The organism is Salinigranum marinum, assembly GCF_024228675.1.
Classification (GTDB): domain Archaea; phylum Halobacteriota; class Halobacteria; order Halobacteriales; family Haloferacaceae; genus Salinigranum; species Salinigranum marinum.
Window position 1 is genome coordinate 728,839 of the sequence record NZ_CP100461.1, and the last position, 25,108, is coordinate 753,946.

General features: G+C 68.8%; 30 protein-coding genes and 2 tRNA genes. 11 read left to right on the forward strand and 21 right to left on the reverse strand.

Annotated features, from left to right (window positions below; translation table 11 throughout):
• Nucleotides 1–63 precede the first annotated feature (63 nt).
• From NKJ07_RS03505 to NKJ07_RS03520, 4 genes are all read left to right on the forward strand, one after another.
• The gene (locus tag NKJ07_RS03505) at nucleotides 64–408 is read left to right on the forward strand and encodes a hypothetical protein (RefSeq protein WP_318569210.1); all 345 of its coding nucleotides are present in this window, start codon (nucleotides 64–66) and stop codon (nucleotides 406–408) included.
• Nucleotides 409–1,131, forward strand: a complete 723-nt coding sequence (locus NKJ07_RS03510; RefSeq protein WP_318569211.1) for an acetoacetate decarboxylase family protein — start codon at nucleotides 409–411, stop codon at nucleotides 1,129–1,131.
• Between the two features lie 98 nt (nucleotides 1,132–1,229).
• Nucleotides 1,230–2,285, forward strand: coding sequence for a mevalonate kinase (gene mvk / locus NKJ07_RS03515; protein ID WP_318569212.1), 1,056 nt, complete (start codon nucleotides 1,230–1,232; stop codon nucleotides 2,283–2,285).
• Nucleotides 2,282–3,028 (forward strand): isopentenyl phosphate kinase, encoded by a 747-nt coding sequence (locus NKJ07_RS03520; protein ID WP_318569213.1) that lies wholly within the window; start codon nucleotides 2,282–2,284, stop codon nucleotides 3,026–3,028. The genes mvk and NKJ07_RS03520 overlap by 4 nt, the downstream gene beginning before the upstream one ends.
• A gap of 211 nt (nucleotides 3,029–3,239) precedes the next feature.
• On the opposite strand, the gene NKJ07_RS03525 is transcribed toward NKJ07_RS03520, so the two are convergent.
• Nucleotides 3,240–4,016 carry an MBL fold metallo-hydrolase gene (locus tag NKJ07_RS03525; RefSeq protein ID WP_318569214.1) on the reverse strand — a complete coding sequence of 259 codons (777 nt, stop codon included), beginning with the start codon at nucleotides 4,014–4,016 and terminating at the stop codon, nucleotides 3,240–3,242.
• A gap of 108 nt (nucleotides 4,017–4,124) precedes the next feature.
• Between NKJ07_RS03525 and NKJ07_RS03530 the strand changes: the two genes are divergently transcribed.
• Nucleotides 4,125–5,006 carry a hypothetical protein gene (locus tag NKJ07_RS03530; protein ID WP_318569215.1) on the forward strand — a complete coding sequence of 294 codons (882 nt, stop codon included), beginning with the start codon at nucleotides 4,125–4,127 and terminating at the stop codon, nucleotides 5,004–5,006.
• A gap of 54 nt (nucleotides 5,007–5,060) precedes the next feature.
• On the forward strand, nucleotides 5,061–7,811 hold the full coding sequence (locus tag NKJ07_RS03535) for an ATP-dependent helicase (RefSeq protein WP_318569216.1): 2,751 nt from the start codon (nucleotides 5,061–5,063) through the stop codon (nucleotides 7,809–7,811).
• Here NKJ07_RS03535 and NKJ07_RS03540 read toward each other — a convergent pair.
• Entirely contained in the window at nucleotides 7,808–7,990 is a 183-nt protein-coding gene (locus NKJ07_RS03540; RefSeq protein WP_318569217.1) for a hypothetical protein, read from the reverse strand. The two genes, NKJ07_RS03535 and NKJ07_RS03540, sit on opposite strands and share 4 nt — an antisense overlap.
• A gap of 215 nt (nucleotides 7,991–8,205) precedes the next feature.
• On the opposite strand from NKJ07_RS03540, the gene NKJ07_RS03545 reads away from it, so the two are divergent.
• Nucleotides 8,206–9,618 carry a DUF8073 domain-containing protein gene (locus tag NKJ07_RS03545; RefSeq protein WP_318569218.1) on the forward strand — a complete coding sequence of 471 codons (1,413 nt, stop codon included), beginning with the start codon at nucleotides 8,206–8,208 and terminating at the stop codon, nucleotides 9,616–9,618.
• A gap of 48 nt (nucleotides 9,619–9,666) precedes the next feature.
• On the opposite strand, the gene NKJ07_RS03550 is transcribed toward NKJ07_RS03545, so the two are convergent.
• From NKJ07_RS03550 to NKJ07_RS03565, 4 genes are all read right to left on the reverse strand, one after another.
• A complete protein-coding gene (locus NKJ07_RS03550) occupies nucleotides 9,667–10,092 on the reverse strand; it encodes a DUF4440 domain-containing protein (protein WP_318569219.1) in 426 nt (141 codons plus the stop codon).
• Between the two features lie 95 nt (nucleotides 10,093–10,187).
• Nucleotides 10,188–12,836 (reverse strand): AAA domain-containing protein, encoded by a 2,649-nt coding sequence (locus NKJ07_RS03555; protein ID WP_318569220.1) that lies wholly within the window; start codon nucleotides 12,834–12,836, stop codon nucleotides 10,188–10,190.
• 43 nt (nucleotides 12,837–12,879) lie between these two features.
• Complete coding sequence (locus tag NKJ07_RS03560) at nucleotides 12,880–13,344, reverse strand: hypothetical protein (RefSeq protein WP_318569221.1); 465 nt, start codon at nucleotides 13,342–13,344, stop codon at nucleotides 12,880–12,882.
• A gap of 57 nt (nucleotides 13,345–13,401) precedes the next feature.
• Nucleotides 13,402–14,040, reverse strand: coding sequence for a hypothetical protein (locus tag NKJ07_RS03565; protein WP_318569222.1), 639 nt, complete (start codon nucleotides 14,038–14,040; stop codon nucleotides 13,402–13,404).
• 137 nt (nucleotides 14,041–14,177) lie between these two features.
• Between NKJ07_RS03565 and NKJ07_RS03570 the strand changes: the two genes are divergently transcribed.
• The 3 genes from NKJ07_RS03570 to NKJ07_RS03580 all read left to right on the forward strand — a co-directional run bounded on the left by NKJ07_RS03570 (nucleotide 14,178) and on the right by NKJ07_RS03580 (nucleotide 15,468).
• Complete coding sequence (locus NKJ07_RS03570; protein ID WP_318569223.1) at nucleotides 14,178–14,729, forward strand: hypothetical protein; 552 nt, start codon at nucleotides 14,178–14,180, stop codon at nucleotides 14,727–14,729.
• Between the two features lie 74 nt (nucleotides 14,730–14,803).
• A complete protein-coding gene (locus NKJ07_RS03575) occupies nucleotides 14,804–15,223 on the forward strand; it encodes a nuclear transport factor 2 family protein (protein ID WP_318569224.1) in 420 nt (139 codons plus the stop codon).
• Between the two features lie 2 nt (nucleotides 15,224–15,225).
• Nucleotides 15,226–15,468 carry a hypothetical protein gene (locus tag NKJ07_RS03580; RefSeq protein ID WP_318569225.1) on the forward strand — a complete coding sequence of 81 codons (243 nt, stop codon included), beginning with the start codon at nucleotides 15,226–15,228 and terminating at the stop codon, nucleotides 15,466–15,468.
• Between the two features lie 41 nt (nucleotides 15,469–15,509).
• Here the strand turns inward: NKJ07_RS03580 and NKJ07_RS03585 are convergent, their stop codons facing one another.
• Complete coding sequence (locus NKJ07_RS03585) at nucleotides 15,510–16,472, reverse strand: zinc-dependent metalloprotease (RefSeq protein WP_318569226.1); 963 nt, start codon at nucleotides 16,470–16,472, stop codon at nucleotides 15,510–15,512.
• Between the two features lie 244 nt (nucleotides 16,473–16,716).
• Here NKJ07_RS03585 and NKJ07_RS03590 point away from each other — a divergent pair, with 244 nt between their 5' ends.
• Nucleotides 16,717–17,529, forward strand: coding sequence for a VOC family protein (locus tag NKJ07_RS03590; protein WP_318569227.1), 813 nt, complete (start codon nucleotides 16,717–16,719; stop codon nucleotides 17,527–17,529).
• Between the two features lie 123 nt (nucleotides 17,530–17,652).
• Here NKJ07_RS03590 and rpsB read toward each other — a convergent pair whose 3' ends face one another.
• The 14 genes from rpsB to moaA all read right to left on the reverse strand — a co-directional run bounded on the left by rpsB (nucleotide 17,653) and on the right by moaA (nucleotide 25,058).
• Nucleotides 17,653–18,447, reverse strand: coding sequence for a 30S ribosomal protein S2 (rpsB, locus tag NKJ07_RS03595; RefSeq protein ID WP_318569228.1), 795 nt, complete (start codon nucleotides 18,445–18,447; stop codon nucleotides 17,653–17,655).
• Nucleotides 18,444–19,643, reverse strand: coding sequence for a phosphopyruvate hydratase (gene eno / locus NKJ07_RS03600; protein WP_318569229.1), 1,200 nt, complete (start codon nucleotides 19,641–19,643; stop codon nucleotides 18,444–18,446). The genes rpsB and eno overlap by 4 nt, the downstream gene beginning before the upstream one ends.
• A 33-nt stretch (nucleotides 19,644–19,676) precedes the next feature.
• Nucleotides 19,677–19,853, reverse strand: a complete 177-nt coding sequence (locus NKJ07_RS03605; protein ID WP_318569230.1) for a DNA-directed RNA polymerase subunit K — start codon at nucleotides 19,851–19,853, stop codon at nucleotides 19,677–19,679.
• Entirely contained in the window at nucleotides 19,850–20,041 is a 192-nt protein-coding gene (locus tag NKJ07_RS03610; RefSeq protein ID WP_318569231.1) for a DNA-directed RNA polymerase subunit N, read from the reverse strand. Before NKJ07_RS03610 ends, NKJ07_RS03605 begins: the two co-directional genes overlap by 4 nt.
• An 11-nt stretch (nucleotides 20,042–20,052) precedes the next feature.
• Nucleotides 20,053–20,451 carry a 30S ribosomal protein S9 gene (locus NKJ07_RS03615; protein WP_318569232.1) on the reverse strand — a complete coding sequence of 133 codons (399 nt, stop codon included), beginning with the start codon at nucleotides 20,449–20,451 and terminating at the stop codon, nucleotides 20,053–20,055.
• Complete coding sequence (locus NKJ07_RS03620) at nucleotides 20,445–20,882, reverse strand: 50S ribosomal protein L13 (protein WP_318569233.1); 438 nt, start codon at nucleotides 20,880–20,882, stop codon at nucleotides 20,445–20,447. The genes NKJ07_RS03615 and NKJ07_RS03620 overlap by 7 nt, the downstream gene beginning before the upstream one ends.
• Entirely contained in the window at nucleotides 20,879–21,229 is a 351-nt protein-coding gene (locus NKJ07_RS03625) for a 50S ribosomal protein L18e (RefSeq protein WP_318569234.1), read from the reverse strand. The genes NKJ07_RS03620 and NKJ07_RS03625 overlap by 4 nt, the downstream gene beginning before the upstream one ends.
• A 138-nt stretch (nucleotides 21,230–21,367) precedes the next feature.
• Nucleotides 21,368–21,452, reverse strand: a tRNA-Leu gene (locus NKJ07_RS03630).
• A 175-nt stretch (nucleotides 21,453–21,627) separates the two neighbouring features.
• Nucleotides 21,628–22,380 (reverse strand): DNA-directed RNA polymerase subunit D, encoded by a 753-nt coding sequence (locus NKJ07_RS03635; protein ID WP_318569235.1) that lies wholly within the window; start codon nucleotides 22,378–22,380, stop codon nucleotides 21,628–21,630.
• 1 nt (nucleotide 22,381) lies between these two features.
• The gene (locus tag NKJ07_RS03640) at nucleotides 22,382–22,771 is read right to left on the reverse strand and encodes a 30S ribosomal protein S11 (RefSeq protein WP_318569236.1); all 390 of its coding nucleotides are present in this window, start codon (nucleotides 22,769–22,771) and stop codon (nucleotides 22,382–22,384) included.
• Nucleotides 22,772–22,777: 6 nt separating this feature from the next.
• Nucleotides 22,778–23,305: a 30S ribosomal protein S4 gene (locus tag NKJ07_RS03645; RefSeq protein ID WP_318569237.1), complete on the reverse strand. Its 528-nt coding sequence runs from the start codon at nucleotides 23,303–23,305 to the stop codon at nucleotides 22,778–22,780.
• Nucleotides 23,302–23,817 (reverse strand): 30S ribosomal protein S13, encoded by a 516-nt coding sequence (locus NKJ07_RS03650; protein ID WP_318569238.1) that lies wholly within the window; start codon nucleotides 23,815–23,817, stop codon nucleotides 23,302–23,304. Before NKJ07_RS03650 ends, NKJ07_RS03645 begins: the two co-directional genes overlap by 4 nt.
• A gap of 15 nt (nucleotides 23,818–23,832) precedes the next feature.
• Nucleotides 23,833–23,917, reverse strand: a tRNA-Ser gene (locus tag NKJ07_RS03655).
• Nucleotides 23,918–24,071: 154 nt separating this feature from the next.
• On the reverse strand, nucleotides 24,072–25,058 hold the full coding sequence (gene moaA, locus NKJ07_RS03660) for a GTP 3',8-cyclase MoaA (protein ID WP_318569239.1): 987 nt from the start codon (nucleotides 25,056–25,058) through the stop codon (nucleotides 24,072–24,074).
• Between the last annotated feature and the right edge of the window lie 50 nt (nucleotides 25,059–25,108).

A 25,108-nucleotide genomic window follows, 5' to 3' on the forward strand; every position in this document is an offset into this window, starting at 1 on the left:
GGTGTGCGACCCGTGGAGAGAGCCGTCACAACGTTGATACCTGTCCTCGTCGTCTACGTTCGCATGGACAAGTTCACACTGTTCGAACTACACGTTCACGACGGCATGGAGTTCAGCGCGACCAACACCGCACCCGCCATCGGTGGTGCCGACGACGAGGTGGCCGAGGAGGAGTACGAGGAACTCGAGGCGTCGGTCGAGGAGGGCGACGCCGAGTCGGCCGACGAGGACGCCGGTCGGAGCGTCGGTCCCGTCAGCCTGCTCGTGGGGCTCGTCGTCCTCGCCGCGCTCGCCTTCGCGATCCGGAAGTTCCGGGGCGACGACACCGACCTCGAGGTCGCCGAACTCGACGACCTCACGGAGGCCACCGAGGGGTTGGACGAAGAGGAAGCCGAGCCCGAACACTGAATGGGCACAGGCGAACCCGCCGCACGTCGCCTCTCGACCGGACACGACGTCACGCTGCCGCTGTCCTGTCGCGCCCGGCTCGGGGGGAGTGTCTTCGCGGCCGACTGGTCGCCGCTCCGCGCGGCGTTGCCCGACGACCTGACGCCGATCCGGCTCGGCCCGCGCCGCGGTGCCGTCGCGGTCGTCGGCATCGACTACCACGCGGTCGGTTCGCTCGACCCGTACCGTGAGTTCGCCGTCGTCGTTCCCGTCGCCGACAGCGGCGTCGCGGGCGTCCCGGCCACGCTCTCGGGCGTCGGCGGCTACGTCGTCGACCTTCCGGTGACGACAGAACCCGCCCGCGCGCTCGGCGACGTGTGGGGCTTCCCCAAGTCGGTGACCGACGTCGACGTCGAGGCCACGCCGCGGACCGTCGACGTGGCGGTCGCGGACGACGGCCGGCCGGACGTCGAACTATCGGTCGACGTGGGGGACGCCCCTGCCCGCCGGTTTCGTCGGCGACTCACGGCCTACGCGCATCTCGACGGCCGCCTCGTCCGCATCCCGATCGACCTCGACGCCGAGGTCCGCTACGCCCGGGGCGGCAGCGGGGTCCGGCTCGGGCGCGGGCGCGGCCGCTACGCCGCGGTGTTGCGCGACCTCGGTGTCGACCCGCGGGTGTACGCCCGGTTCGTCGCCTCGCACGCAACCGCCGAGATCCATCCGCCCCGGGACGCCGGCTGACCGGCGCGTTCGGAGTCAGCGACGAGACCGGCATCGACCGCGCTATCGCCGACCCGGAATCGGCCACCCTTTTTGTCCACCGCTGTCCATCACCGGCCATGACCGTTTCGAGCGCCCCCGGGAAGGTGTATCTCTTCGGGGAGCATGCCGTCGTCTACGGCGAACCGGCCGTCCCCTGTGCGATCGAGCGCCGGGCGCGGGTCGACGTCGAGGCACGGGCGGACGACCACGTACGCGTCCGGGCGGCGGATCTGAGCCTCGACGGGTTCACCGTCGAGTACACCGGATCGACCGACGGCCGTCCGGACGTCGACGTCCCCCGGCCGCTGGTGGACGCCGCGATGGGGTACGTCGACGCCGCCGTCGACCAGGCGCGCGACGCCGCCGACGCGCCCGACGCCGGCTTCGACATCGTCGTCGAGAGCGACATCCCGCTGGGTGCGGGGCTGGGGTCGTCGGCGGCGGTCGTCGTCGCCGGGATCGACGCCGCGACGCGCGAACTCGGCCACGAACTCGCGCCCGAGGAACTGGCCGACCGCGCCTTTCGCGCGGAGTACGAGGTCCAAGACGGCCAGGCCTCCCGGGCGGACACGTTCTGCTCGGCGATGGGCGGTGCCGTCCGGGTCGAAGGCGACGACTGCCGGGCGATCGAGACGCCCTCGCTTCCCTTCGTCGTCGGCTTCGACGGGGGTGCGGGCGACACCGGCGAACTCGTCGCGGGCGTCCGCCGCCTCCGCGAGGAGTACGAGTTCGCCGCCGACACGGTCGAGAGCATCGGCGACATCGTCCGGCGCGGCGAGGAACTGCTCCGCGCCGCCGACCCTGACGCGCCCCCGACCGAGGAGCTCCTCGTGGAACTCGGCCGGCTCATGGACTTCGACCACGGCCTCCTCGAAGCGCTCGGCGTCTCCTCGCGCTCGCTGGACGCGATGGTCTGGGCCGCCCGCGACGCCGGCGCGCACGGCGCGAAGCTGACCGGCGCGGGCGGCGGCGGCTGTATCGTCGCGCTCGACTCGACGCCCGGGTCCCGCACCGCGTTGCGGTTCACCCCGGGCTGCGAGGACGCCTTCCAGGCCGAACTCGCGACCGAGGGCGTGCGGGTCGGAGACGCCGGGGACGCGAAGGGCGACGGCCCCGCGGGTGCGGCGCGATGACGACGGTGCTCAAACTCGGCGGGAGCGTCGTCACCGAGAAGGACGAACCCGAGAGCGTGGACGAGGCGGCGCTGGCGCGCACGGCCGACGCGGTCGTCGACGCCGACGTCGGTGACCTCGTCGTCGTCCACGGCGGCGGGTCGTTCGGCCATCACCACGCCGCGACCCACGGCGTCTCCACGACCGACGGAACCCACGACGCGACGGCCATCGCCGACATCCACGGGGCGATGAAGCGGCTCAACCGCCGCGTCGTCGACGCGCTGCTCGCGCGGGACGTCCCCGTGGTGCCCGTCCACCCGCTCTCGCTCTGTGCGCGCGACGAGGAGGGGGCGCTCTCGCTCCCGCACACGTCGGTCGAGACCCTCTTACACGAGGGGTTCATCCCCGTCCTCCACGGCGACCTCGTCGCTCACGCGGGGGCGGGCACGACGGTCGTCTCGGGCGACGAACTCGTGACGGCGCTGGCGTCGGGTCTGAACGCCGACCGCGTCGGGATGTGTTCGACCGTTCCGGGGGTGCTCGATTCGGACGGGAGCGTCGTTCCACAAATCGAAGCGTTCGACGACATCGCCGACGCGCTCGGCGGCTCCGATTCGACGGACGTCACCGGCGGGATGGCGGCGAAGGTCCGCGCCCTGCTCGCCCTCGGCGCGCCGGCGTTCGTCTTCGGCCCCGCCGAGTTGGACGCGTTCCTGGCCGGGGCGGACGCCGGGACGCGGATCGAGGGCGACCGGTCGTGACGGGCGAGCGTATCGGGTCGAGGGATGGCCGCCGCCGTCGGCGGGCCACTCGGCGTTGCCCTCCTCCGCGTGAGATCGTGCCATCCGGACTTCGACCCAGAGGACCGAGCAGTCGCCCGGGCGGGTGCGGTGCCACTGGCGCGCCGCGGTCGCCCCGAGCGGTTCGTTCGCTCGGAGACCCGCTCACGAAGCGTGCGACGTCACGCGCCGTTTAGATCTCGAGCCGCAGGCCGTCTTTCGCCATCCGCACGTCGCCGTCGAACGACCGCTCCACCGAGCGGATCATCTCCGAGTGTTTGCCGCGCGTGTGCGGGTACAGGTGGGTGAGGTAGACGCGGTCGACGTCCGTCCCCGATAGCGCCTCGCCGAGCTGCGTCGGCGTGGGGTGGTTCGAGACGTCGACCTCGTCGGGGAACGAACAGTCGTGGGCGAGGACGCTCACACCGGACGCGAAGTTCGCCAGCCCGCGGAACGCCTCGCTGTCCCCGCTGAAGACGAACTCGTCGCCGAAGCGGTAGGCGAGACACGGCATCGAGTGCCGCGTCTCGAACCCCTCGACCGCGAAGCCCGCCACTTCGAACGACTCCGCGCCGACCTCACGAACACGGAGGTCCATCCGCCCCTGCAGGTAGTCGTGGACCTCGAGGAGACCGTCGACGAGCGCCTTGGTCCCGGCGGGGCCGACGACTTCGAGGTGTTCTTCGCCCGCGAGCCACCGCGCCTTCAAAAGCGCCATCAGGTCGGAGACGTGGTCGAGGTGGTGGTGCGTCAGGAGAACGGTCGACACCGCTTCGTAGCCGGCGTCGGTCGCCGACAGTCGGCCGAGCACGCCGCTCCCGCAGTCGATGAGGAGTCGCCGCGCCCGTCCGTCACCGCCCCCGTCGCCGTCATCGTCGGTCGCGGCCGCGGCCGGTTCGACGAGGATACCGGTCTGGACACGGTCCGGCGTCGGCATGGCGCTCCCGGTGCCGAGAAAGGTGACGCGCATGCGGACTGCTCCGTCGGCGGGGCCGAAAGTCGTTCTGGATGGCGGGGGGACTCTCGATTCCGAGAACGCGGGAGCAACGTTGATTACCAGTCGTCACAGACGACTTTCATGCGTTCTGAAACGAGCGGGGAGTCGAGTGGGTCGCGTGAGTCACGTGGGGGGCCGGCGGTGTCGAAACGGACGGCAGACGGGCCGCCGGCGCGACGCCGGGGCAGGCGGGCGTTTCTCGCGGGCGCTGGCGCGGCGCTCACCGCGCTGTCGGGCTGTACGTTCAACGTCAACGTCGGTGGAGGGGACTCGTCCTCGCCGACAGCGGCCCCGTCGACGGCGACGCGGACGCCGACGACGACACCGACCCCGACGGCAACGCCGACAGCCACGCCGACGGAGACGCCCACACCCACGCCGACCGCGACGGCGACGCCCGAACCGGAGTACGTCGTACTGACCGCACAGCCCGAACCGCGGTTCGTCGTGTTCGAGACGGTGACGCCGACGCCGGGGCCGCTCCGGTATCGGCTGGAGAACTTCTACCTGTACGTCGTCGACGCCGACGACGCGCTGCTCAACTCGCCGGACACGGAGGAACTGTACGGCTCGATCACGGTGCGAGGCAACGACGGCGACGCCGACGTCGCGACGACGGCGGGGCTCGAAGAGGTGTGGGAGCGCGACCGCGCCGATGCGATCGAACTCGCGGAAGGAAGCGGTACGGCGCTCACGACGGTGTTCGATCCCGTCTTCGAGTTCCCCGCGAGCGTCGACCGCGGGGCGGCGTACATCGAGATCACGCCGAAGTTCTTCGAGGCCGACAAGGGGGCCAACGGCGACGATACGCTGGAGAACTGGGGGGCGAACACGCGGTGGTTCCTCGATCAAGAGCCCACGCGGGCGGACTACTCTCGGGACACGGGGGAGTCGTGGTTCCGCATCGACATGGACGACCGGGGGACGTACGTCCGGCTCTCGTTCGACATCGTCCAGTTCTGATCGGGGGGTGCGCCGCCCGCAACCCACTTACACACCCGGTCCCACGCACTCACAATGAGCGAGGGCGGCGAGAGTCACGGCCGGGCACTGCTCCGCGACAGCGACACGGACTTCGACCCCGATGCCGTGGACATCGCCGACGAAGACGTGCTCTCGCTGCTCGACCCCGCGGTCCGCGAGTGGTGGGTCGACCAGTTCGGGGCGTTCGTTCCGCAGAACGGCGGCTTCTTCACGCCGCCACAGCGCGAGGCGATCCCCCTCATTCACGCCGGCGAGAACGCGCTCATCTGCGCCCCGACGGGGTCGGGAAAGACACTCGCGTCGTTCACCGCGATCATCAACGAACTGTTCCGGCGGGAGCGCGAGTCCGCCGACGGTCTCGACAACTCGGTGTACTGCCTCTACGTCTCGCCGCTGAAGTCGCTCGCGAACGACATCCACCGCAACCTCACCGAGCCGCTTTCGGGGATCTCGGAGCGGATGGAGACGGACGAGTGTGAGATCCGTCACGCGATCCGCCACGGCGACACCCCCTCCGCCGAGCGTCAAAAGATGCTGGAGGTGACGCCGCACGTCCTCAACACCACGCCGGAGACGCTGGCGATCCTCTTGAACTCCCCGAAGTTCAAGGAGAAACTGCGAACGGTCGAGTACGTCGTCGTCGACGAGATCCACTCGCTCGCGGAGAACAAACGCGGGACGCACCTGTCGGTGTCGCTCGAACGGCTGGAGGGGCTCGTCGAGGAGTCGCCGACCCGCATCGGCTGTTCGGCCACCGTCGAACCGCTCACGACGATGGCGGAGTTCCTCGTCGGCCGCGAGGGGGGCGAGCCGCGCGAGTACGAGCTCGTCGACACCCGGTTCGTCCGGGAGTTCGACATCCGGCTGGAGTGTCCGACGGACGACCTCATCGACACGCCCGCCGGCGTCGTCCACGAGCGCTTCTACGATCGCCTGCACGAACTCGTCTCGTCGCACACGAACACGCTGGTGTTCACCAACACCCGGTCGGGGGCCGAGCGGGTGTTACATACCCTCCGTGAGCGCTTTACCGGCTACGACGAGGAGAACTCGGGCTGTCACCACGGCTCGCTCTCGAAAGAGCGACGCCAGACGATCGAAGAGCGGCTCAAGCGCGGGGAGTTGGACGTCGTCACCACCTCCACCTCGCTGGAACTCGGCATCGACATGCCCCACATCGACCTCGTCGTGCAGGTGGGCTCGCCGAAGTCCGTCGCGAGCCTGCTCCAGCGCGTCGGCCGGGCAGGCCACCGGCTCGGCCAGACGGTCGAGGGTCGTGTGCTCGCGCTCGACCGCGACGAACTCGTCGAGTGCGCCGTGATGTTACGGAAGGCCACCGAGGGGTTCGTCGACCGCGTGTTCGTCCCCGAGAACGCCCAGGACGTCGCCGCACAGCAGGTGTACGGCATGGCGATCAACGGCGTCAAACGGGAAGTGAGCGTGAAGGAGACGCTCCGCCGGGCGTACCCTTACCGGGACTTCTCGGACGCGGAGTGGGAGCGGCTCATGCGGTATCTCACCGCGGCGTACGACGGCCTTGAGGAGAAGAACGTCTACGCGAAAGTGTGGCGCGACACGAACGACCCGCCCTCGGGCGAGCACCACTACGAGGCGTTCGACGTCGGCGAGCCCCTGCTCGGCAAGCGCGGCCGGATGGCCCGCGTCATCTACATGACGAACCTGGGGACGATCCCCGACTCGTTCACCTGCGACGTCGTCACGCGCGGCGGGAACGACTGGGTCGGAAACCTCGACGAGAACTACCTCGACACCCTCGAGAAGGGAGACGTGTTCGTCCTCGGCGGCGACAACTTCGAGTACCGCTACCGCCGCGGCTCGAAGGTGTACGTCGATCCGACGTCGAAGCGGCCGACCGTCCCCTCGTGGTTCTCCGAACGGCTTCCGCTGTCGTACGATCTGGGTCGGGAGATCGCGGCGTTCCAGGGGGAGTTGACGGAGCGGCTCGAACACGGCGGCCGGCCTGCTGCCCGCGAGTGGCTCCGCGAGTTCCCCCTCGACGAGAACTCCGTCCGCGCCGTCGCGTGCATGTTCGACGAGCAACTGCGGTACGCCGGCGTGGACTCCGTCTCGACCGACAGCCGCCTGGCGGTCGAAGAGGTGAAAGACCGCGGGGAGTATCGCCGACACTACCACGTCCACTCGCTGTACGGGCGGCGGTTCAACGACGGGCTCTCCCGGCTCGTGGCGTACCACTGCTCGCGGCGGGCCAACGCCAACGTCCAGGTCACGGTCGCGGACAACGGCTTCACCGTGTCGATGCCACTCAACCGGAAGGTCGACGTCGCGAGCCTGCTCGCCGGGCTCGATCCCGACTCGGTGGTCGGCGACCTCCGCGCTGCCCTCGAGGGGACCGACCTCCTGAAACGCTACTTCCGGATCAACGCCACGCGCTCGCTGATGATCCTCAAGCGGTACAAGGGGTACGAGAAATCCGCCGCCCAGCAGCAGGTCTCCAGCGAAATGCTGCTGTCGTTCGCCCAGGAACTGGACTCCTTTTCGGTGATGGAGGAGACCTACCGCGAGATCCTCGACGACAAGCTGAACGTCGACGGGATCCGGGAGGTGCTCTCGGCCGTCCAGCGCGGGGAGATCACGGTCGAGAGCCGATCGGCGGACACGCCGTCGCCGCGGGCGTTCGGCCTCGCCACGCTCATGGCGAGCGACGTGGTCCTCGCGGAGGACGAAAGCGAAGTGCTCCAGGAGTTCCACGAACGGGTGCTCGCGGAGATCGACGACGTGACGCGCGTCGACGCCGACGACTAGTCGACGAGGAGTTTGAGGGCGACGAAGACGATGAGTCCGATGACGATCGCGACGCCGTAGCGCTGGAAGAGTCCCCCCTCGAGGCCGGCGGCCGTGATCCCGGCGATCGCGCCCGAGATAGCCCCGATCACGCCGCGTCGGACCTGCTGGTTGTCGTGCCAGGCCGATCTCAATCCCATGTAGCCCGCGTTCGACGGAGAGCCGTATCAACTTCCCGGTGTCCGGTCGGTCCCGGTGAAACGGTTCGTCGCCCGCGGCCCTAGAGGTGTATCCAGAGATATATACAGTAGTTATCGGGTATGAGTCTCGGTAGTGAATTCTTATATCCCATCACAGAAAACTTATTGCCGAACGAATATCACCCACAAACGAGAGTGGGAGGGAGCCATGACAGATGACACTTAGCGATGAGTACCGGCAACTCGCGGCGCTCATCGACGCGTTGGAGGCGCGGGGGATCACTGTACGGGAGGCAGCTCCGGTCAACGGAAGCGGTCACGACGGATCGAGCACCGATCGGTTCACCGTCCACCTGGAGGTCGAGCTCCCGGAACAGGGCTCTTCCCAGCGGCTCGTCGCCGACGACGTGATCGCTGTCGGCGAGGAAGACGAGGGTCCCGACGGCTCGACCGACGGTGTGAGCGACGCGACGCGCCAGTCCGACGAGGGGGCCGAGGAATCGACGACCGTCGCCGTGGACGCCGGTCGCGATGGCGACGTGGACGACGAGGCCGACACCGGTGTCACTGAGCCCGATCCACCCCGGGCCGGCCGGAAAGCCGGTGCCAGCGACGGGGCGGAGCCAAGGTCCGCCGACGAAGACACCGAGACCGTCAGCGACCGTGTCGACGAGGCGGAACGCGAAACGGTGGACGACGCCGAGACCGTCAGCGACGCGGACACGACCGACGACGAGTCGGACGCGGGGGCCGTCCCCTGCACCCACCCCGACTGCGACCGCACGTTCGAGACGGAGCGCGGCATGAAGATCCACCGGACCAAGGCCCACCCGCTCTCGGACCTCGTCGACCCCTCCGCGCGCGGCGCGATCCACCACGATCCCGAAGCCCTCGCCGAGGTGTACGACGAGTACGAGACGTTCGCCGAGATGACCGCGGCGCTCGACGTCGACGTCGGGGCCCAGGCGGTCCGCAAGCAGATGATCCGCCACGGGATTCACGAACCCGAGGGACAGACTTCGGCCAACGCGTCGTCGACGAGCGTCGAGGAGAACGACGCCGACGAGTCGACGACGGACGGCGAACCCGCCGACCCCGTCGCTTCGGAGGCCGACAGCGGCGAGCGGCCGCCGCCCGGCGACGCGACCAACGGAACGACCGGAACCGCCGGCCTGGCGGACGGCGGGACCGGACCGTTGGAGGCCCCCGATGAGACGGAAGGAGTGGACGGTGCGCGAGATCACGACGAACTCGACGGACCCGACTCCGAGGCGGGAACGGACGGCTCCGGGCGCTCGCCGGCCGCCGACGCCGGGTCGGACGGGGCGGCGGAGCCGGAGTCCCACCCCGACCCCGAGCCCGAACCGGAACCCGAGCGCATCGCGGACCGACTGCCCGACCTCGACCTCCCGGGGTCGCTCTCCACGGAGGAACTGATGTCGGCCGTCGAGACCGCGAACACGCTCTACGACGTCCAGCGTCACCTCGACCTCGACCGCGAGACGACCAGGGACGTGCTCTCGGAGTACGACCTCCTCGAACTGGTCTCGGGGCGGGCCGCCTCCGTCAGCGACCGCGAGAAAATGAAATCCGAGATCCACGAACGCCTCCGCCGAGCGGCGACGTAGTACGCTCGGGAACACACGACGCGCCCGGGCTCTCCTCCCTCGACGGACCTACTCACCCCGACGATCCAGCCAGGTTTCGTGGAGGTGGACCCACTCGACCCCGTTCGGCGTCTCGGGGGCGCGCCGGAACAGCACGGTCGAGATTCGCCCCGTCCGGTCGTCGCCGACCGTCTGCCACTCCTCGTACGTGCCGAGACAGATCTCGGATCCGACGACGCGCGGCTCGAACGTCGACGTCTCGACCGTGACGTCGTCGTGGACCGCGTGTGCGTCGAAGACATCTCTCGTGATCCCCTCCCGACTCCGCGTCAGCCCCGACGGCTGTACCATCCGGAAGTCGTCGGCGAGCACGTCGGAGAACCGTTCGAGCGCCGCGCGCGTCTCAGGGAGCTCGCCCACGAACCACAGCTCGAAGAACGCGTGGAGCTCCGCCACCTCTGTCGCACACCGCTCGGCCAGCGAACCGTCGGTCATACGGGCCGAACGGCGGCGACGCTCTTGACTCTCGGTGGTCTCCCGTTCGGCGGGGGCAGAGTGGCAGCGGATGGGACCGCACGACCGGTCGCCCGCTACCGCCGCGCCCACGCGAGCATCCGCGCGTAGAACGGCTCGGAGCCGAGCGCCGTGGCGTCGCCGACGAGGACGAGCGCCTTCTTCGCACGGGTCAGCGCGACGTTCACCCGCCGGTGGTCCTCGAAGATGGGGCCGTCCAGCGCACCCGTAGCGACGAACGAGACCACGACGACCTCCTTCGCGGAGCCCTGGAACCGATCGACGGTGTCGACGGTCACGTCGACCCGGCGGCTGATCTCGGCGACCTGCGCGCGGAACGGCGCGATGACGCCGATCTCTTCCTCCGAAACGCCGGCGTCGAGAAACGCCCGGACAACGCCCGCCACCCGGTCGGCCTCGATCGGGTTGGCGTTCCCCTCTCGCCGGCCGCCGGGGTCGACGAACGAGACGGCGTCCCGTAGCTCGGCGGGCAGTCGGGAGTCGTCGACGCCGGGCAGGTCCGAGAGCCGCTGGGCGGCGACCGCGCCCGACGCGGGCCGGAGCCGGCCGTCGTAGAACTCGCTGGAGGAGAACGCCTGGATGCGCTGGGCCATCCGGTACTGCCGGTCGAGCATCACCGAGGCGCCCGGATACCGATCGACGAGCCGCTCGAACAGCGACGTCGAGAGATCGGTGTCCGCCCGGACGACCGGCGGCAGTTGCTGGTGGTCGCCGACGAGGACGAACCGATCGGCGAGGTTGATCGCGGCGAGCGTCCCCGGCTCGGTGAGCTGGGAGGCCTCGTCGACGAGCGCGACGTCGAAGCTCCCCTCCCGGAGGACGCGCGAGCCGCAGGCGGCGGTGGTTGCGGCGACGACCGGCGCGTCGCGGAACGCGGCGGCGAGCGCGTTCGGATCACCGCGCTCTCGGAGCCGGAGGTCGTGCATGTCGTCGCGGACGCCGTTCTCGCTCCCGACGCGGACCGCGCGCTCGAACCCCTGGTCGCGGAGCGCCTCCAGGGCGTTGTCGACCGCGCGGTTCGTGAACGCAGCGAGGAGGACGCGGTCGCCGCGGTCGACCAGGGCGCGGACCGTCCGGGCGATGGTGTACGTCTTCCCCGTGCCGGGCGGGCCGTGGACGAGCGCGCAGTCCTCGGCGTTCACGGCGCGGTTCACCGCGGCGTTCTGCGCGGCGTTGTTGTCGATGTACGTTCGCTCTTCGGCCGAAAACGATGGTTCGGTCCGCCCGAACAGCACGTCCTTCCGGCGTTCGTCGCCCTTGAGGAGGGCGTCGTGGAGCGCCGTCAGCAGCCGCGAGACGGTGATCTCCGACGGGTAGACGTCCAGCCGCCGGAGCTCGACCGGTTCGTCCGTCGTGACGACGATCTCCTCGTCGAGCCGCTCGATCCGACAGAGTTCCGCGTGACCGGCGACCGGGTCGCCGTCGGATGCGAGCGCGACGTCGCCTGTCCTGAGCTTCGACACCGCGTCAGACCGCTTCCGCGCGCGAAGTTCCCACCGGCCGTCCGCTCGTTCCGTCCGACCGAGCGGTTCGAGGTCGATCAGCGCGCGGTCGTCCGCGGCGCGTGCTTCGGCGGTCTGTTCCCACAGCTTACGGTACTCGGCGTGTGTGGCCCGACGTTCGGCCTCGATGTCGCCGTACGTGCGGTCGAAGTACGCGCGCTCTTCCTCGGGGATCGCCGTGCCGATCTGTCCGGCCTTCGACTCCTGGTCGAGGCGGCCCGAGACGACCATACAGGTGTCCTGCTCGAAGCAGTACTCGCACTTCGCGCCGGCTTCGTACCCCGTCGGGACCCCGGCGTCGAACTCCATCGCGGCGATCTCGTTTCTGGTCCGAACGACGTACTCGAGGAGGCCCTTCCCGATGGAGAACTCCTTGGCGGGCGAGAGATCGCCGCTCTCTTCGACTCGTTCGAGCGCCGTGTTCTTCGTGTACAGCAGCGTCCCGGTGTCGGGCGCGTCGGCTCCCGAGTCGCCGAGCATGAGCGCGTAACACGCCGCCTGGATCTTGTCCTGAAAGCGTGGCTCGCGTTTGAGGTTCTTCCCGGTCTTCAGTTCGACCGGACAGTCCCGACGAATGGCGTCGGCCCGTCCCTTCATCCCGAACGTCGGCGAGACGAGCGTGTACTCCGACCGCCACTCGTCGGCCTGGGTGAGCGTCCCCTGCGCGAGCCACCCTTCGATGGCCGCGGCGTTGCGCCGCACCTCGTCTTCGACCTCGTTAGCGTCCCTCCCCAGGAGGCCGAGCTCCAGCCCCGCCTCGGCGACGCGCTCCTCGACGGCCGAGTCGAGGTCCACGCCGCGAAGGAGATCGCCGAACACCTCGTGCACGACGGTCCCTTTCACTACGGGGTAGTTCAGGGGGATCCCCGAGAGCTTGTTCAGGTAGTACATCCGCGGACACTGCACCCACGACCGAACGTCGGTCACGTCGACGAGGAACTCCGGTTCGAGGACGACGTACGAGGCACGCGAGGTCGCGTACGTCGTCTCGCCGCGGAACTCTTCTTCTTCGACCTCGGTGACGAGGAGCGTCATCCCCGCTTCGGCGTGGTCGGCCGTCGCCGTCCACTTCCCCCAGAGCGTCACTCGCACCGGGTCACTGTCGTCGGGTCTGATGGAGAACTCGACGAGGTCCCGCTCGCCGTAGCGCGTGTCCACGGTCCGTGCCGTACCGACGTCGACGACGACTCCGCGGAGGTTCACGACCGCTCTCCGCCCCCGACGAGTAAAAACCCTGTCCGTCGGCTCAGCCGTCCTCGGTGCGCTCGGTCCGTCGGGGCTCGCCGTGTCGCCGGAGCGTCGACAACAGCGCGGTCGCCTCGTCGTCGATCCCCCGCAGGCGCGCCGTCGTGACGATCTCGGGATCTAGGACGAGACCGGTCGGCCCGCCGTCGGCCGCCGCAGTCGTGTCGACCGCTCCGTCCGTCGCCGCGGGTTCCGACCGGGACCGCTGCTTCCGGTCGTCCTCCGGGTTACACCACTCGAACCCGCTCTCGGTCGCGAACTCGATCTCGGTCGGTGACTGCGCTTGGTCACACCAGACGAACTCCGACGTGGTCGGGGCAGGAGCTGCTCCACCCGTCGGACACGCGAGCGACTGCTCGTCGTCCCGGGCATCGACCGCGCGGTCCGCGTCGCTCGGGGCCGCCGTGACGTCCGCCTCCCGCTCTCCGACCGCCCCCCGATCCGAGTCCGTCGAGCCGCGTCTCACGGCGGCGACACACCTCGCCGTTCGGCGTCATGCCGGGACCGGAGGCGGCCGCGGCACTCATCGGTAGTGCCTGAACAGGACGGCTCGCACGTCGTCTTTCGTCCGTGCTCGTTCGGCCCCCCCGTCCGGGAGGTCGACCTCGTACTTCTCCTCGCCGCCGCCCGTCTCGCGCCACTTCCCGTCGTGGTCGTCGAGGAGGCTCATCACGGAGTTCAGTCGCGCCTCGTCGTTCGCCTCGTCTTCCGTCTCGTCGCTGTCGCTCGTCGGGTCGGGGCTGCTCGTCGTCGGGTCCTCGCTCCCAGCCGCGTCCTCGGCCGTCTCGGTCGCGTCTTCTCCCGCGTCCGCGTCGGCGCTCACCGCCCCCGTCCGGTCGTCACCGAGGCCGGTCAGCCCACCCGAGGCAGCGACGTCTCCGCCGTTCATGACGACGAATCCGCCGGTCCGGCCTGGCGTGTCCGTCGACGCGGTCGTGGACGCCGAGTCCGACGCCGTCTCTTCTGGGCCCGAGTCCGACGCCATCTCCTCGGGATCCGTGTCCATCGCGGGCGAGAGTTCGCCGGCCTCGTCGGCCCGGTCCAGCAGGAATTCGAGCGCGTCGCGTGGTCTGACGTGGCCGTACTCGACGTCGTCTTCGAGTCGGGCCTGGATCCAGCGGAGGCGCTCGCGCTGGTCGTCGGTGATCGAGATCGCTGGCATGGTGAGCCGATTCACCGCGAGCGTGATGAATCTCCCTCCACCGTTCTCCGTTGTGATACTCGCGTGGCGGACGCACGGTTCGACGGGCCAGTGTGCCGGACCGACACGCTAAGGTGCGTGCCACCCAACGTCCATCCATGCGCGTCCGCGACTGGAAGGACATCCTCGCCGATGTGTCGTCCGACTCGACCGAGCAGGCGGGATGGCGTGCGGTGGCCGGGCAGCGTCGGACCGGCGTGGGGGAAGACCTCTACTTCGGTCACCCCTCACAGGGCGTCTACCATCTCAAAACGTACGCGAAGAACCCCTACGAGGTGAAAGGGATCGGCACCCAGGTCGCCCGGAAGGTCGACGGCGATCTCGACTCGTTGCTCCCGACGGACGATGAGGGTGGTCGGTTCGCCGTCCAGAGCCCGCCGGAGGACGAAGACCACGCGAAGACGATGGCTACGCGCCTCCAGGAAACCGTCCGGGTCCACAGCGAGACGCCGACCTCGCCGGAGGACTTCTTCGAGGATCTCATGGAGGCGATCGAGAGTCCCGCGTTCGGCCCGATGGAGTACGAACTGAGCGACCGGCCGGACCGACTCGACGCACTGTCGTCGACGTTCGAGGAGAGCGAGGAGTTGCTCAACGCGGAGCTCGACGACCTCATCGACGACGACGAGATCGGCCGCGGCTTCGCCTGACCAGGCCACTTCGTCGCCCGGTCGTGAAACCACAGTCCCTCGGTTTCAAATCCTCTCACCCCCTTGCCACTCGCATGAGTGTTCGGCAGACGGTTCGCGACTACTACGAGGCGCTCCGGCGAGGTGAGCCGCTGTATCCGTACTTCGCGGAGCGATCCGACGTGGTCAAGGTAGGTGTCTTCTCTCGGCTGGTCGGCGGCGACGCCGTCGCCGAGGGGCTTCGCGAGCAGGGGCGGACGACCGACGACTGGACAGTCGACAGCCACGACCTCAGTGTCACGGAACGCGACACCTACGCTCGGTTCACGGATCGGGTCGACCTCTCGTGGACCGACACCGCCGACGACGCCACCTACGCCTTCGAGACGCGCTGGAGCGGGGTGCTCGAACCGCGCGGCGGTGCGGACCCCGAGTGGGTGTTCGTCGACATGCACGTCTCGGCCCCGCACGACAGAGCCCAGCCGGCCGGAGCCGACCGGTCCGGTTCGGTGTGAACATGGTCGGCCCGAGCATCACCGACGACGAGCGTCGGCTGGCCAACCGCCGTCTCCAACTCGGCTTCGTCGTGCTCGTGGGGGTCTCGGCCGGGCTGGTCGCACTCCAGGCCGGCGCGTCGACCCTCCAGGTCGGGATCGCCGCCGTCGCCGGCTTCGGTCTCGGCGGCGCGCTCCTCCTGTGGCTCCGTCGGTGGTCCGCGCAGTTCCGGCGGGAGACGAACCGACGACGGTCGCGTCGCTGAGGTCGTCGAAAGGGAGGTCCGACCGGCCGGGGAGACTCGACTCAGGGGTCGATCCGACGGATCCACCGCGAGGGGTCGTCGAGTTCCGCGCTCGTCGGGAGGTTCTCCGGCCGGTCCCAGACGCGGCTCGCCGCGGCCACCCCGCGGGCGTCGGCGACGCTCCGGAAGAACCGGGCACCGCGTTCGTACTGCCGCCGCTTGAGACCGAGACCGAGCAGTCGTCGGGCGAGCCGAGCGATGGGGCCGCCGCCCTGCCGTCGCGCGTCGAGTTTCGCGCGGAGGTCGCCGTACTCGTCGTCGAACGCCCGGTCCATCAGGAGTTCGGCGTACCCCTCGACGGCGGTCATGGCGACGTCGAGTTCCTCGAACGCCTCGCGGTCGAGGCTCCCCTCGGCGAGGGCGTCGAGGCCGCGCTCCATGCGCGTCTCGAGGTGCCCGGAGAGCCACGGCGCGGCTCCGAACTCCGCCGCGTGGGCCACCTCGTGGAAGGCGATCCACCGACGGAACCGCGGGTACTCGACGTCCAGCAGGTCGGCGACCCGAACGATGTTCGGGTGGACGAAGTAGAGGCCGTGGTCGTCGTCGCCGTCCGCCAGGAGGAGCGGATCGTACTGCCCGAGGACGTGTCTGGCGAGAAACGAGAGGACGAACGCCATGGTCCCCGTGTTGACGACGCGCGTCACGCCCGGGAGCACCGTCGCGCCGTGCTCCTCGATGGGGTGCATCACCCGCTCGAACGTCCGGATGTTGGCGTCGATCCAGTGGTGGCGGTTCTGTATCTCGATCGTCCGCGGGAGGTCGAACTCGACCTCGCCCACCGACTGGAGCCGCGTCCGTGCGTCCCTGACGTCGGCGGCGTACCCTTCCCGCTCCGCCGCCGTGAGCGCGAGCGACCCGGCCTCGGTCGAGACCTGCGCGGCCTCGGCGACGGCCTCCCAGTCGATGGCTCCCGTGCCGTCGCCGGTCGATTCCGCGACCGCCCGAACGCTCCGAAACAAGTTCATGCGGTTCAGTCGGTGAGCGAGCGACAAAACCCTTCGGCCCGGGTTGTCGGCGACGTTCGCGTGGATCCGACCGGCGTCCACGTGGACGCGACGGACCGTCCGAACGGCTGAATCCGTCCGTGATTGGAGCGAACACCGAGTGGACGCGGCGTGTCGCCAGGGCGATGTACCCTCGCCACGCTCGCGCCCGAACCCGATCCACTGACACCCACACGCTCATCCCCGTCGGAGCCAATGCGAACCCATGCACGTCGATCACGTCGCCTTCGGCTGGGACGACCTCGACACGGTCCGGGCTGCGCTCGATGCGGTCGGGCTCCCGTTCGACGAGGGTGGGACCCACGCCGACGGCACGACACACATGGCGTTGACCGGCCTTCCGGACGGCTCGTACCTGGAGTACATCGCACCGACCCCGGGGACGAACCCCGAAGCCGCGGGGTTTTGGCCCGCGGCGCTCGCCGCCCGCGCCGGCCCCGCGGCGTGGTGCGTCCGCGTCGACGACGTCGTCGCCGAGACGAAACGAGCGATCGACGCCGGCTTCGCGGTCGAGGGGCCGCTGCACGGCGGCCGCGACCGACCCGACGGCCGGCGCGTCGAGTGGGACCAGACGTTCGAGCGCGTCGACGCTCCCGACAGGTGGCTGTTCCCGTTCCCTCTCGTCGACCGCACGCCCCGGTCGTGGCGCGTCTCCGAAACGGACGGAGTGACGCCGCTTTCGGGCGTCGACACGGTCGTCCTCGGCGTCGCCGACGTCGACGACGCGGCGGCGCTCCTTGATCGTCGGTACCGGATCCCCGCACCCGTCCTGGCCGAAACCGACGCCGTCGCCGGCGACGTTACCGACGTCCCCGGCGCGCCGATCGCACTCACAGCGGCCGGTGACGCGCGACTCGCTCGGGTCGGGGAACGACCTGCGGCCGTCCTCCTCGGGACCGACGACCTAGCGGCGGCGCGGACGGCGTACGAGCTCACCGACCCCGTCGCGTGGGGCGCTCGCCGGGCGGCGTGGTTCGATCGCGACCTCTTCCGGGGGCGGGTCGGCGTAATCGAGTGAGCCGGGTTGCTCCCCCTTCCCGCGCACCTTCGACGCAGAGACCGCCGTCGTCGGATCGACGGGCCGACACGGATGGCTCTCGGCGACTAGGGGGCGGAGGAAACGTGACGGCCGAAAACGGAGTTAGACTTCCTCGAACTCGTCCAGCGCGTACACCTGATCGGTGCCGCGGCGGTCGAGCGTCTCGTTGGCGAGCAGCCAGTACACCACGCTCAGCGCTCGCCGCCCCTTGTTGTTCGTCGGGACGACGAGGTCGACGTTCGAGGTCTGGTTGTTCGAGTCGCACATCGCGATGACCGGGATGCCCACGGTGATCGCCTCTTTCACCGCTTGGGCGTCACCGATCGGGTCGGTCACCACGACGACATCCGGTTCGATGTAGCCGGCGTAGTCGGGGTTCGTCAGCGTCCCCGGGATGAACCGCCCCGTTCTCGCTCTGGCACCGACGGCGTCGGCGAACTTCTCGGCGGGGAACCGGCCGTACTGCCGCGAGGAGGTGACGAGCATCTGCTCGGGCGCGTAGTTAGCGAGGAAGTCCGCCGCCACGCGGATGCGATCGTCGGTCTGGCTCACGTCGAGCACGTAGAGCCCGTCGTCGCGGACGCGGTGGATGAACCGCTCCATGTCCTTCGTCTTCTGCTGGGTCCCGATGTGGACCCCCGCGGAGAGGTAGTCCTCGACGGGGATGAGGAGGTCGGCCTCCTCGTCCGGCATGACGTCCTCGTCGAACGCCGGCCCGGCGGCCTCCTCCTCTTCGGCGTCGGCCTCGTCGGGCGCTGTCTCGGGTTCCGGTTCGGCCTCGACCTCGGCGGCCTCGGCGGGCGGTTCGGCTTCTCCTTCGGTCTCGGTCTCGACGGCGGCGGCCTCGTCGGCCCCCTCGTCGACGATCTCGACCGCGTCGTTGTCGTTGTCGCTCATACTGCGTCGTCTGCGATTCTGATGAGTTCGTTCAGCTTGGCTGTTCGCTCGCCCTGCACCGTGCCGGTCTTGATGAACGGCGCGTCGGTGGCGACGGCGAGGTGTGCGATGGTGGTGTCTTCGGTCTCGCCCGAGCGGTGGGAGATGACCGAGTCGTAGCCGTGCTCGGTCGCGAGTTCGATGGCGTCGAACGCGTCCGTGAGCGAACCGATCTGGTTCGGCTTGATGAGGATGGAGTTGCCGGCACCCTGGTCGATGCCGTCCTGGAGGCGCGACGTGTTCGTCACGAACAGGTCGTCGCCGCAGATGAGCGTCCGGTCGCCCACCCGCTCGGTCAGGGCGGCGAACCCCTCGTAGTCGTTCTCGTCGAGGGGGTCTTCCACGTACGCGAGGTCGTATTCGTCGACCATCTCGGCGATGTAGTCGATCATCTCCGCCGTGGACTTGACCTCGTCGCCGAAGTCGTACCCCTCGTCGGTGTGCAACTCGGAGGCGGCGACGTCGAGGCCGAACTTGATCTCGAAGCCGAGGTCGTCGGCGACGGCGTCGACCGCCTCCTCCATGACCTCGAACGCCTCCGCGTCCGAAACGGGCGGGGCCCACGCACCCTCGTCACCCTTCGCGGCGGGGATGCCCCGCTCGTCGAGGGCGTCGGAGGCGGCGGCGTGGACCTGCGCGTTCGCGAAGACGGCCTCCTCGACGGAGGGAGCGCCGACGGGCGCGGCGAGGAACTCCTGGATGTGGGTCGCCTCCTTGGCGTGTTCCCCGCCCCCGATGACGTTCCCGAGGGGGATGGGGAAGTTGTCGCCGCGGAAGGCACCGCCGAGATGCTGGTACAGCGGCAGGCCGAGCGTGTCCGCACCGGCCTTCGCGGCCGCCATCGAGATGGCCACCGCGGAGTTGGCACCGATCTCCGAGAAGTTCTCCGTGCCGTCCGCAGCGCGGAGCGTAGTGTCGACTTCGCGCTGGTCGCCGGCGTACACCTCGCCCTCCAGTCTGGGAATGGCGAGCCGGCGTGCGGCCGCGATGGCTTCCGACGGCGGGAGTTCGATGGCCTCGTACTCGCCGGTGCTCGCCCCCGAGGGGGCTGCGGCACGGCCGAAGCCACCGGAGTCGGTGAGTACGTCGGCTTCGACGGTCGGGTTCCCGCGCGAGTCGAGCACGCGACGCAGCGAGATGGAGCTGATTCGGGTCATGCGCCGTCTCCATGTGCGATAGGCACCCTCATGTCAGTTCCCCTCCCGTCGCACTGTGAAGGGGAGCACGCCCGCGTCGTACTCCTCGGCGGCGATGAGGATCGGCTCCGACTGGTCGGAGTCGATGAGCACGGGCGCGCCGTACGACACCTGCAGGGCTCGCGCCCCGAGGATGCGGGCCTTCTCGTAGCGGTTGTAGCGCTGCTTCATTGGTACGGTGCGACCACGTCGACGAGGTCCTTGTGCGAGACGATCATGCGACGGCAGCAGTGGCGGTGAACCCCGAGGTCGTCGAGGACCTCGGCCGGGTCTTCACCCACTTCGGTGCGCGTCGTGAACTCGTCCCAGTGTTCACCGATGACGTTGCCGCACGTGAAACACCGGACGGGAATCATCATGGCGAGATCACCTAGCGGTAAGACTTCTGGTAGCGGGCACGCGCGCCGGGTCCGCCCCACTTCTTGGGTTCGGACTGGCGGACGTCGTTCACCAGCAGCGATCGGTCGAACTCCATGAACGCGTCGCGGAGTTCGGCGTCGTTGAGGTGCTGGACGATGCCGCGCGCGATGGCCGTCCGGACGGCGTCGGCCTGCCCGCTCACGCCGCCGCCGGAGACGGCGATGTCGAGGTCGACCTGCGAGCGGAGGTCCTCGCCGGCGATGCGGAACGGCTCCAGCATCTTCAGGCGGGCCATCTCCGGCTCGACCAGTTCGACCGGTCGAGAGTTGATGCGCACGCGACCCTCGCCGTCGCGCACGGTGGCGCGGGCGACGGCCGTCTTCTTCTTTCCTGAGGTGTTCGTTACCATGTGACGTTCGCTCCCAGCTTCTCGCTCACGTCGCCGAGCGAGATGAACTTGATATTCGACAGGCGATCCAGCGACGTATCTTCGAGCAGTTCGCCCTCGTCGTCGTAGGGGTTGCCGACGTACACCCGGACGCGGTCCAGCGCCTCGCGGCCCCGCGGCTTCTTGTACGGCAGCATCCCGCGGACGGCGCGCTTGAAGATCCGGTCGGGCCGCTTCGGGTAGTACGGCCCTCTGTCGGAACCGACCTCGACACGCTTGCGGTAGACGCTCATCACGTCCGACTCCGAGCCGGTGATGACAGCGTGCTCGACGTTGACCACGGCGACTCGCTCGCCGGCGAGGGCCTTCTGTGCGATCTCGCTCGCGACGCGGCCGAGGATGCAGTCGCGGGCGTCGATGACGACGTCCGCGTCGAACTCGGCGGCGTTCATCGGATCACCCGTACGTTCGATCCGTCGGGGTTCTGTTCGGCGATCTGTTCTAACGTCACGGCGTCGCCCACCTGCTCGATCTTCTTCTGCGCTGTCGAGGAGAAGTCGACGGCGGCGACGGTGACGTTCTTCTGCAGCACACCACTGCCCAGCACCTTGCCGGGGACGACGACGGTCTCGTCCTCGCGGGCGTACCGTTCGATGCGTCCGAGGTTGACCTCTGCGTGGGTGCGCCGTGGCTTTTCGAGGCGGTCGGCGACGTCGGCCCAGACCGGGGAGCCGGAGTCGCGGGAGACCGCCTTCAGCTCGGCGATGAGACTGTTCAGTCTCGGATTCGTCTTACTCATGTTCTGTGACTCCAGTGAGGAGAAATCGGAGAGTACAGGGAGCAGGATTTGAACCACCGCGAGACGCGCTGCGCCTCGCGGGGGGCAAACCTGTCCGCTCGGGTTTTCACAGCTCTCCCGTTTGGTCGAGCTGAAAAGTGCAGGGAGCAGGATTTGAACCTGCGGACCCCTATGGGACAGCGCCCTGAACGCTGCGCCGTTGGCCAGACTTGGCTATCCCTGCGTGCGTACTCCGCTACTGCGTGCCCCTTGAAACCGCTTTCGATCCCGACCCCGCGTGGGCGCGACGTCGCGGCCGACGCGGACGGTGACGGACGCTCGGCTGGCCGTGGGCGGGGCGAGCGAGCCGTCGTGGGTGGGTTTCGGGGGCGCATCTGTGCGTGTGTTCCTCTCGTGCCCTACAGGGCGACTTTCTCTTCGAGTTCGGCCGCGCGGGACTCGATGGACTCGACCGCGCGGGTCACCAGTTCGTCCACCGTGAACGAGCCGTCCGTCTCCACGTGGAAGACGAACGCACCGGGGACGTCGTGGATCTCGACCTCCTTGCCGGGGTACCGCTCCGTGAGGTCGTTGTCGAACTGCTCCGTGGGAACGAGTTCGCCGTCGTCCTCGATGACGCCGCGCAGGATGTTCGGCTCCTGCTCTCCGAACTCGGCGTCGGGGTCGTCGCCGACGACCTCCACCCGCTGGAGGTGTCGGTATCCCACCGCGACGCCACCCTGCTGTTTGGCGTGGCTCTTCCCGCTGTCGAGGACGGCGTCGGCCTCGAGTTCGAGGCGCTGGCCCTCCTTGAGTTCGATGATGGGGACGTTCGTGTCCGCCGGCCGGACGAGCGCGTCCGACGTCTCGATGTCGCCGGAGTACGCCGTCGCCGGCCCCTCGACGTCGAGCGCGAGGGTGACCACGTCGCCGATCTCGAAGTCGTCCAGCGGCGTCGTCAGCGGGACGAGCCCGAGACGGAGCCCGATCATCTCGTCGAACATCACCGAGGAGTTCTCCACGAACCGCACGTCGTCGATGGAGAACGTCGGGACGTCGGCGATCATCGCCCGGCGGATGCCGTTGGCAAAGGCCGGCGTCAGCCCGCGCGCAACGAAGCGCGCCTTTCGATCGGAGCGTTCGATGAACTCGACTTCGAACTGTTCTGTCATCTTAGAACCGTCGGTTCTTGGGCGCTCGGGTACCGTCGTGCGGCAGCGGCGTGACGTCCTCGATGCGACCGATCTCGATGCCGGCGCGGGCGAGCGCGCGGATGGCCGCCTGGGCACCGGGGCCCGGGGACTTCGTCTTGTTCCCACCGGGACCGCGCACGCGAACGTGCAGTTTCGTGATGCCCGCCGCCTTGACCTCCTCGGCGATGGAGTCGGCCATCTGCATGGCGGCGTACGGCGACGCCTCGTCGCGGTTCTGCTTCACGACCGACCCGCCCGAGGATTTCGCGACGGTCTCGGCGCCGGTCTGGTCGGTGACGGTCATCAGCGTGTTGTTGAACGACGCGTGGATGTGGGCGATCCCCCACCGCTCCTCGTCTGTTTCGCTCATTGGTGGTTACTCCTGCGCCTCCGCCCGCATCGGGTGGAGGTCGTCGTCCAGCGGGCTGTTCGCGTCGAAGGCGACAGCGCCGGCCTCGTCCACCTCGATCTTCTGCGACGGCACCGTCACGCGGGCGCCGTCGACCGTGATGTGGCCGTGGCTGATGAACTGTCGCGCCTGCTTCGGCGTGTTCGCCAGCCCCTTCCGGTAGACGACCGTCTGCAGGCGGCGTTCGAGCAGGTCGGTGACGTCCAGCCCCAGCACCTGCGAGATGTCGTCCTCCTCGGAGAGGATGCCGAGCCGGCGAAGTCGGTTCAGGAAGCCGGCCCCGGCGGCCTCGGCGACCTCGACGTCACCCTGCGCCTCGCCGAGGAGGCGTCGGGCCTCGCGGCGAATGTCGCGCAGCTGTGACTGGGCTCGCCAGAGTTCCTCTTTGTTCTTCAGGCCGTAGTCGCCGAGCAGTCCACCCTCGCTCGCGATGCGCTCGCCCTGGAACGGGTGGTTCGGGGTCTCGTAGAACTTGGTGTTCTTTCCGGTTGTCATTCGTCTTCAGCGGCCTCCTCGGCCATGTCTTCCTTGATTGCCTCGACGTTGACGCCGATGGTGCCTTCGCTCCGGCCGGTCGACTTCGTCCGCTGGCCGCGCACCTTCTGGCCGCGCTTGTGACGCACGCCCTTGTAGCAGTTGATCATCTTCATCCGGTTGACGTCGTGGGTGCGCTTCTGCCCGAGGTCCGAGCCGACGATGTGGCTCGTCTCCCCGGTGTAGAAGTCGCGCTGGCGGTTAGCCATCCACGCCGGAACGTGGTCGTGGAGGTTCTCGACGACCTCCACCACGGCGTCGATCTCGTCGTCTTCGAGCCGACCGAACGTCGCCATCCGGTCGACGTCGGCCGCGTCGGCGACGATACGCGCCGTGCGCTTGCCGATACCGTTCATCTCCGTCAGGCTTCGCTCGACGGACTTCGTCCCGTCGAGGTCCGTCTGTCCGATCCTGACGAAGTACCGAAGGTCGTCGTCTTCGGCAGCGTCGTCCTGTGGTTCTTCTGCACTCATGACTAGATTGGTGAGCGTTGCGGCGGGGATTCGAACCCCGGAGGCTTGACGCCACAGAGTTAGCAACCCTGCGCCTTGGGCCAGGCTTGGCTACCGCAACCCGCGTTCTGATTCACTGTCGCCCGTCGCGGACTCGGGGCATGCTGCCCCTACAGTGTTTGCAGTCGATACAACTGGGAGAGTGTACTTAAGGGTCACGAAAACGGCCCCGGCGTGTGGGGCTCCGACACGGACGCGTGACGGGGCTGGGCGGGTCAGTCGTCGGCCGTCACTGGCTCGGGCTCGACACCGAGGTACTTCTCGTTGACGACCCAGTCGCCGTCGTCGTCCTTGACCAGGTACTCCCCGTAGTACGGGACCCGGTTTTCGACCGTCTCGTGGAAGGCCGTACGGATCTCCTCCCGACTCATCTCGCCCATCGGTCGGAGGTCGTCGTTGCGGTTGAGACAGCCCTTGAGATACCCCTCGTGGGTCACCCGGACGCGGTGGCAGTTCGAACAGAACTCCTCGTTCTCGACGGGGTCGACGATCTCGACCATGCCGCCCTCGACGAAGTAGCGCTTGCGGTCGTGCATCTCGCGGTGCTCGACCCGGTCGGCGATGTCGGCGAGCCAGTCGTGGACGCGCTGGATGTCGATGTTCCACTCGGGCTTGCCCGTGAGCTCGGGCATGTACTCGATCAACTGGAGCTGGAGGCCGTCGTTCTCGGCGACGTGTTCGACCATCTCCTCCACGTAGCCCGCGGTGTGCTCGAACACGACCATGTTCAGCTTTACGGGGGTGAGTCCCGCGTCGACCGCGGCCTGCACCCCCTCCATCACCTTGTCGTACGCGCCCGACTTGGTGATCTCCGCGAACGCCTGTGGGTCGAGCGCGTCCTGCGAGACGTTCACCCGCGAGAGTCCGGCCTCCTTCAGCGCCTCGGCCCGCCCGGGAAGAAACGTCCCGTTCGTCGTCAGCGAGGTCTCCATCGAGTCCGGCGTGCGGCGGATGATCTCTTCGAGGTCCTGTCTGAGCATCGGCTCGCCGCCGGTGAACTTCACCTTCCGGACCCCGAACTCCTCGACGACGTCGAGAAAGCGGACGACGTCGTCGGTCGACATCTCGTTGTCCCCTGGCTCCATCGGCCCCCGGGTGTCGCCCAACCCCTCGTTGTGGCAGTAGACGCAGTCGAAGTTACACCGGTCCGTGAGCGAGACCCGGACGCCTGTCACCTCCCGTCCGAAGTCGTCCTCGAGCATGTGGGAGAGAGGTGGATGTGAGGAGTCTTAACTTGCAGGGTCGATTGGGC

Bases quoted from the DNA above. Each gene is read 5' to 3' on its own strand.
- NKJ07_RS03580 (WP_318569225.1), top strand. From the start codon at position 15,226: ATGGTCGGCCCGAGCATCACCGACGACGAGCGTCGGCTGGCCAACCGC.
- NKJ07_RS03575 (WP_318569224.1), top strand. From the start codon at position 14,804: ATGAGTGTTCGGCAGACGGTTCGCGACTACTACGAGGCGCTCCGGCGA.
- NKJ07_RS03505 (WP_318569210.1), top strand. From the start codon at position 64: ATGGACAAGTTCACACTGTTCGAACTACACGTTCACGACGGCATGGAG.
- NKJ07_RS03605 (WP_318569230.1), bottom strand. From the start codon at position 19,853: ATGAAGCAGCGCTACAACCGCTACGAGAAGGCCCGCATCCTCGGGGCG.
- NKJ07_RS03545 (WP_318569218.1), top strand. From the start codon at position 8,206: ATGACACTTAGCGATGAGTACCGGCAACTCGCGGCGCTCATCGACGCG.
- NKJ07_RS03565 (WP_318569222.1), bottom strand. From the start codon at position 14,040: ATGCCAGCGATCTCGATCACCGACGACCAGCGCGAGCGCCTCCGCTGG.
- NKJ07_RS03535 (WP_318569216.1), top strand. From the start codon at position 5,061: ATGAGCGAGGGCGGCGAGAGTCACGGCCGGGCACTGCTCCGCGACAGC.
- NKJ07_RS03520 (WP_318569213.1), top strand. From the start codon at position 2,282: ATGACGACGGTGCTCAAACTCGGCGGGAGCGTCGTCACCGAGAAGGAC.
- NKJ07_RS03635 (WP_318569235.1), bottom strand. From the start codon at position 22,380: ATGACAGAACAGTTCGAAGTCGAGTTCATCGAACGCTCCGATCGAAAG.
- mvk (WP_318569212.1), top strand. From the start codon at position 1,230: ATGACCGTTTCGAGCGCCCCCGGGAAGGTGTATCTCTTCGGGGAGCAT.
- NKJ07_RS03620 (WP_318569233.1), bottom strand. From the start codon at position 20,882: ATGAACGCCGCCGAGTTCGACGCGGACGTCGTCATCGACGCCCGCGAC.
- NKJ07_RS03530 (WP_318569215.1), top strand. From the start codon at position 4,125: ATGCGTTCTGAAACGAGCGGGGAGTCGAGTGGGTCGCGTGAGTCACGT.
- rpsB (WP_318569228.1), bottom strand. From the start codon at position 18,447: ATGAGCGACAACGACAACGACGCGGTCGAGATCGTCGACGAGGGGGCC.
- NKJ07_RS03640 (WP_318569236.1), bottom strand. From the start codon at position 22,771: ATGAGCGAAACAGACGAGGAGCGGTGGGGGATCGCCCACATCCACGCG.
- NKJ07_RS03510 (WP_318569211.1), top strand. From the start codon at position 409: ATGGGCACAGGCGAACCCGCCGCACGTCGCCTCTCGACCGGACACGAC.
- NKJ07_RS03645 (WP_318569237.1), bottom strand. From the start codon at position 23,305: ATGACAACCGGAAAGAACACCAAGTTCTACGAGACCCCGAACCACCCG.
- eno (WP_318569229.1), bottom strand. From the start codon at position 19,643: ATGACCCGAATCAGCTCCATCTCGCTGCGTCGCGTGCTCGACTCGCGC.
- moaA (WP_318569239.1), bottom strand. From the start codon at position 25,058: ATGCTCGAGGACGACTTCGGACGGGAGGTGACAGGCGTCCGGGTCTCG.
- NKJ07_RS03525 (WP_318569214.1), bottom strand. From the start codon at position 4,016: ATGCGCGTCACCTTTCTCGGCACCGGGAGCGCCATGCCGACGCCGGAC.
- NKJ07_RS03610 (WP_318569231.1), bottom strand. From the start codon at position 20,041: ATGATGATTCCCGTCCGGTGTTTCACGTGCGGCAACGTCATCGGTGAA.
- NKJ07_RS03590 (WP_318569227.1), top strand. From the start codon at position 16,717: ATGCACGTCGATCACGTCGCCTTCGGCTGGGACGACCTCGACACGGTC.
- NKJ07_RS03615 (WP_318569232.1), bottom strand. From the start codon at position 20,451: ATGGTAACGAACACCTCAGGAAAGAAGAAGACGGCCGTCGCCCGCGCC.
- NKJ07_RS03585 (WP_318569226.1), bottom strand. From the start codon at position 16,472: ATGAACTTGTTTCGGAGCGTTCGGGCGGTCGCGGAATCGACCGGCGAC.
- NKJ07_RS03650 (WP_318569238.1), bottom strand. From the start codon at position 23,817: ATGAGTGCAGAAGAACCACAGGACGACGCTGCCGAAGACGACGACCTT.
- NKJ07_RS03550 (WP_318569219.1), bottom strand. From the start codon at position 10,092: ATGACCGACGGTTCGCTGGCCGAGCGGTGTGCGACAGAGGTGGCGGAG.
- NKJ07_RS03540 (WP_318569217.1), bottom strand. From the start codon at position 7,990: ATGGGATTGAGATCGGCCTGGCACGACAACCAGCAGGTCCGACGCGGC.
- NKJ07_RS03625 (WP_318569234.1), bottom strand. From the start codon at position 21,229: ATGAGTAAGACGAATCCGAGACTGAACAGTCTCATCGCCGAGCTGAAG.
- NKJ07_RS03570 (WP_318569223.1), top strand. From the start codon at position 14,178: ATGCGCGTCCGCGACTGGAAGGACATCCTCGCCGATGTGTCGTCCGAC.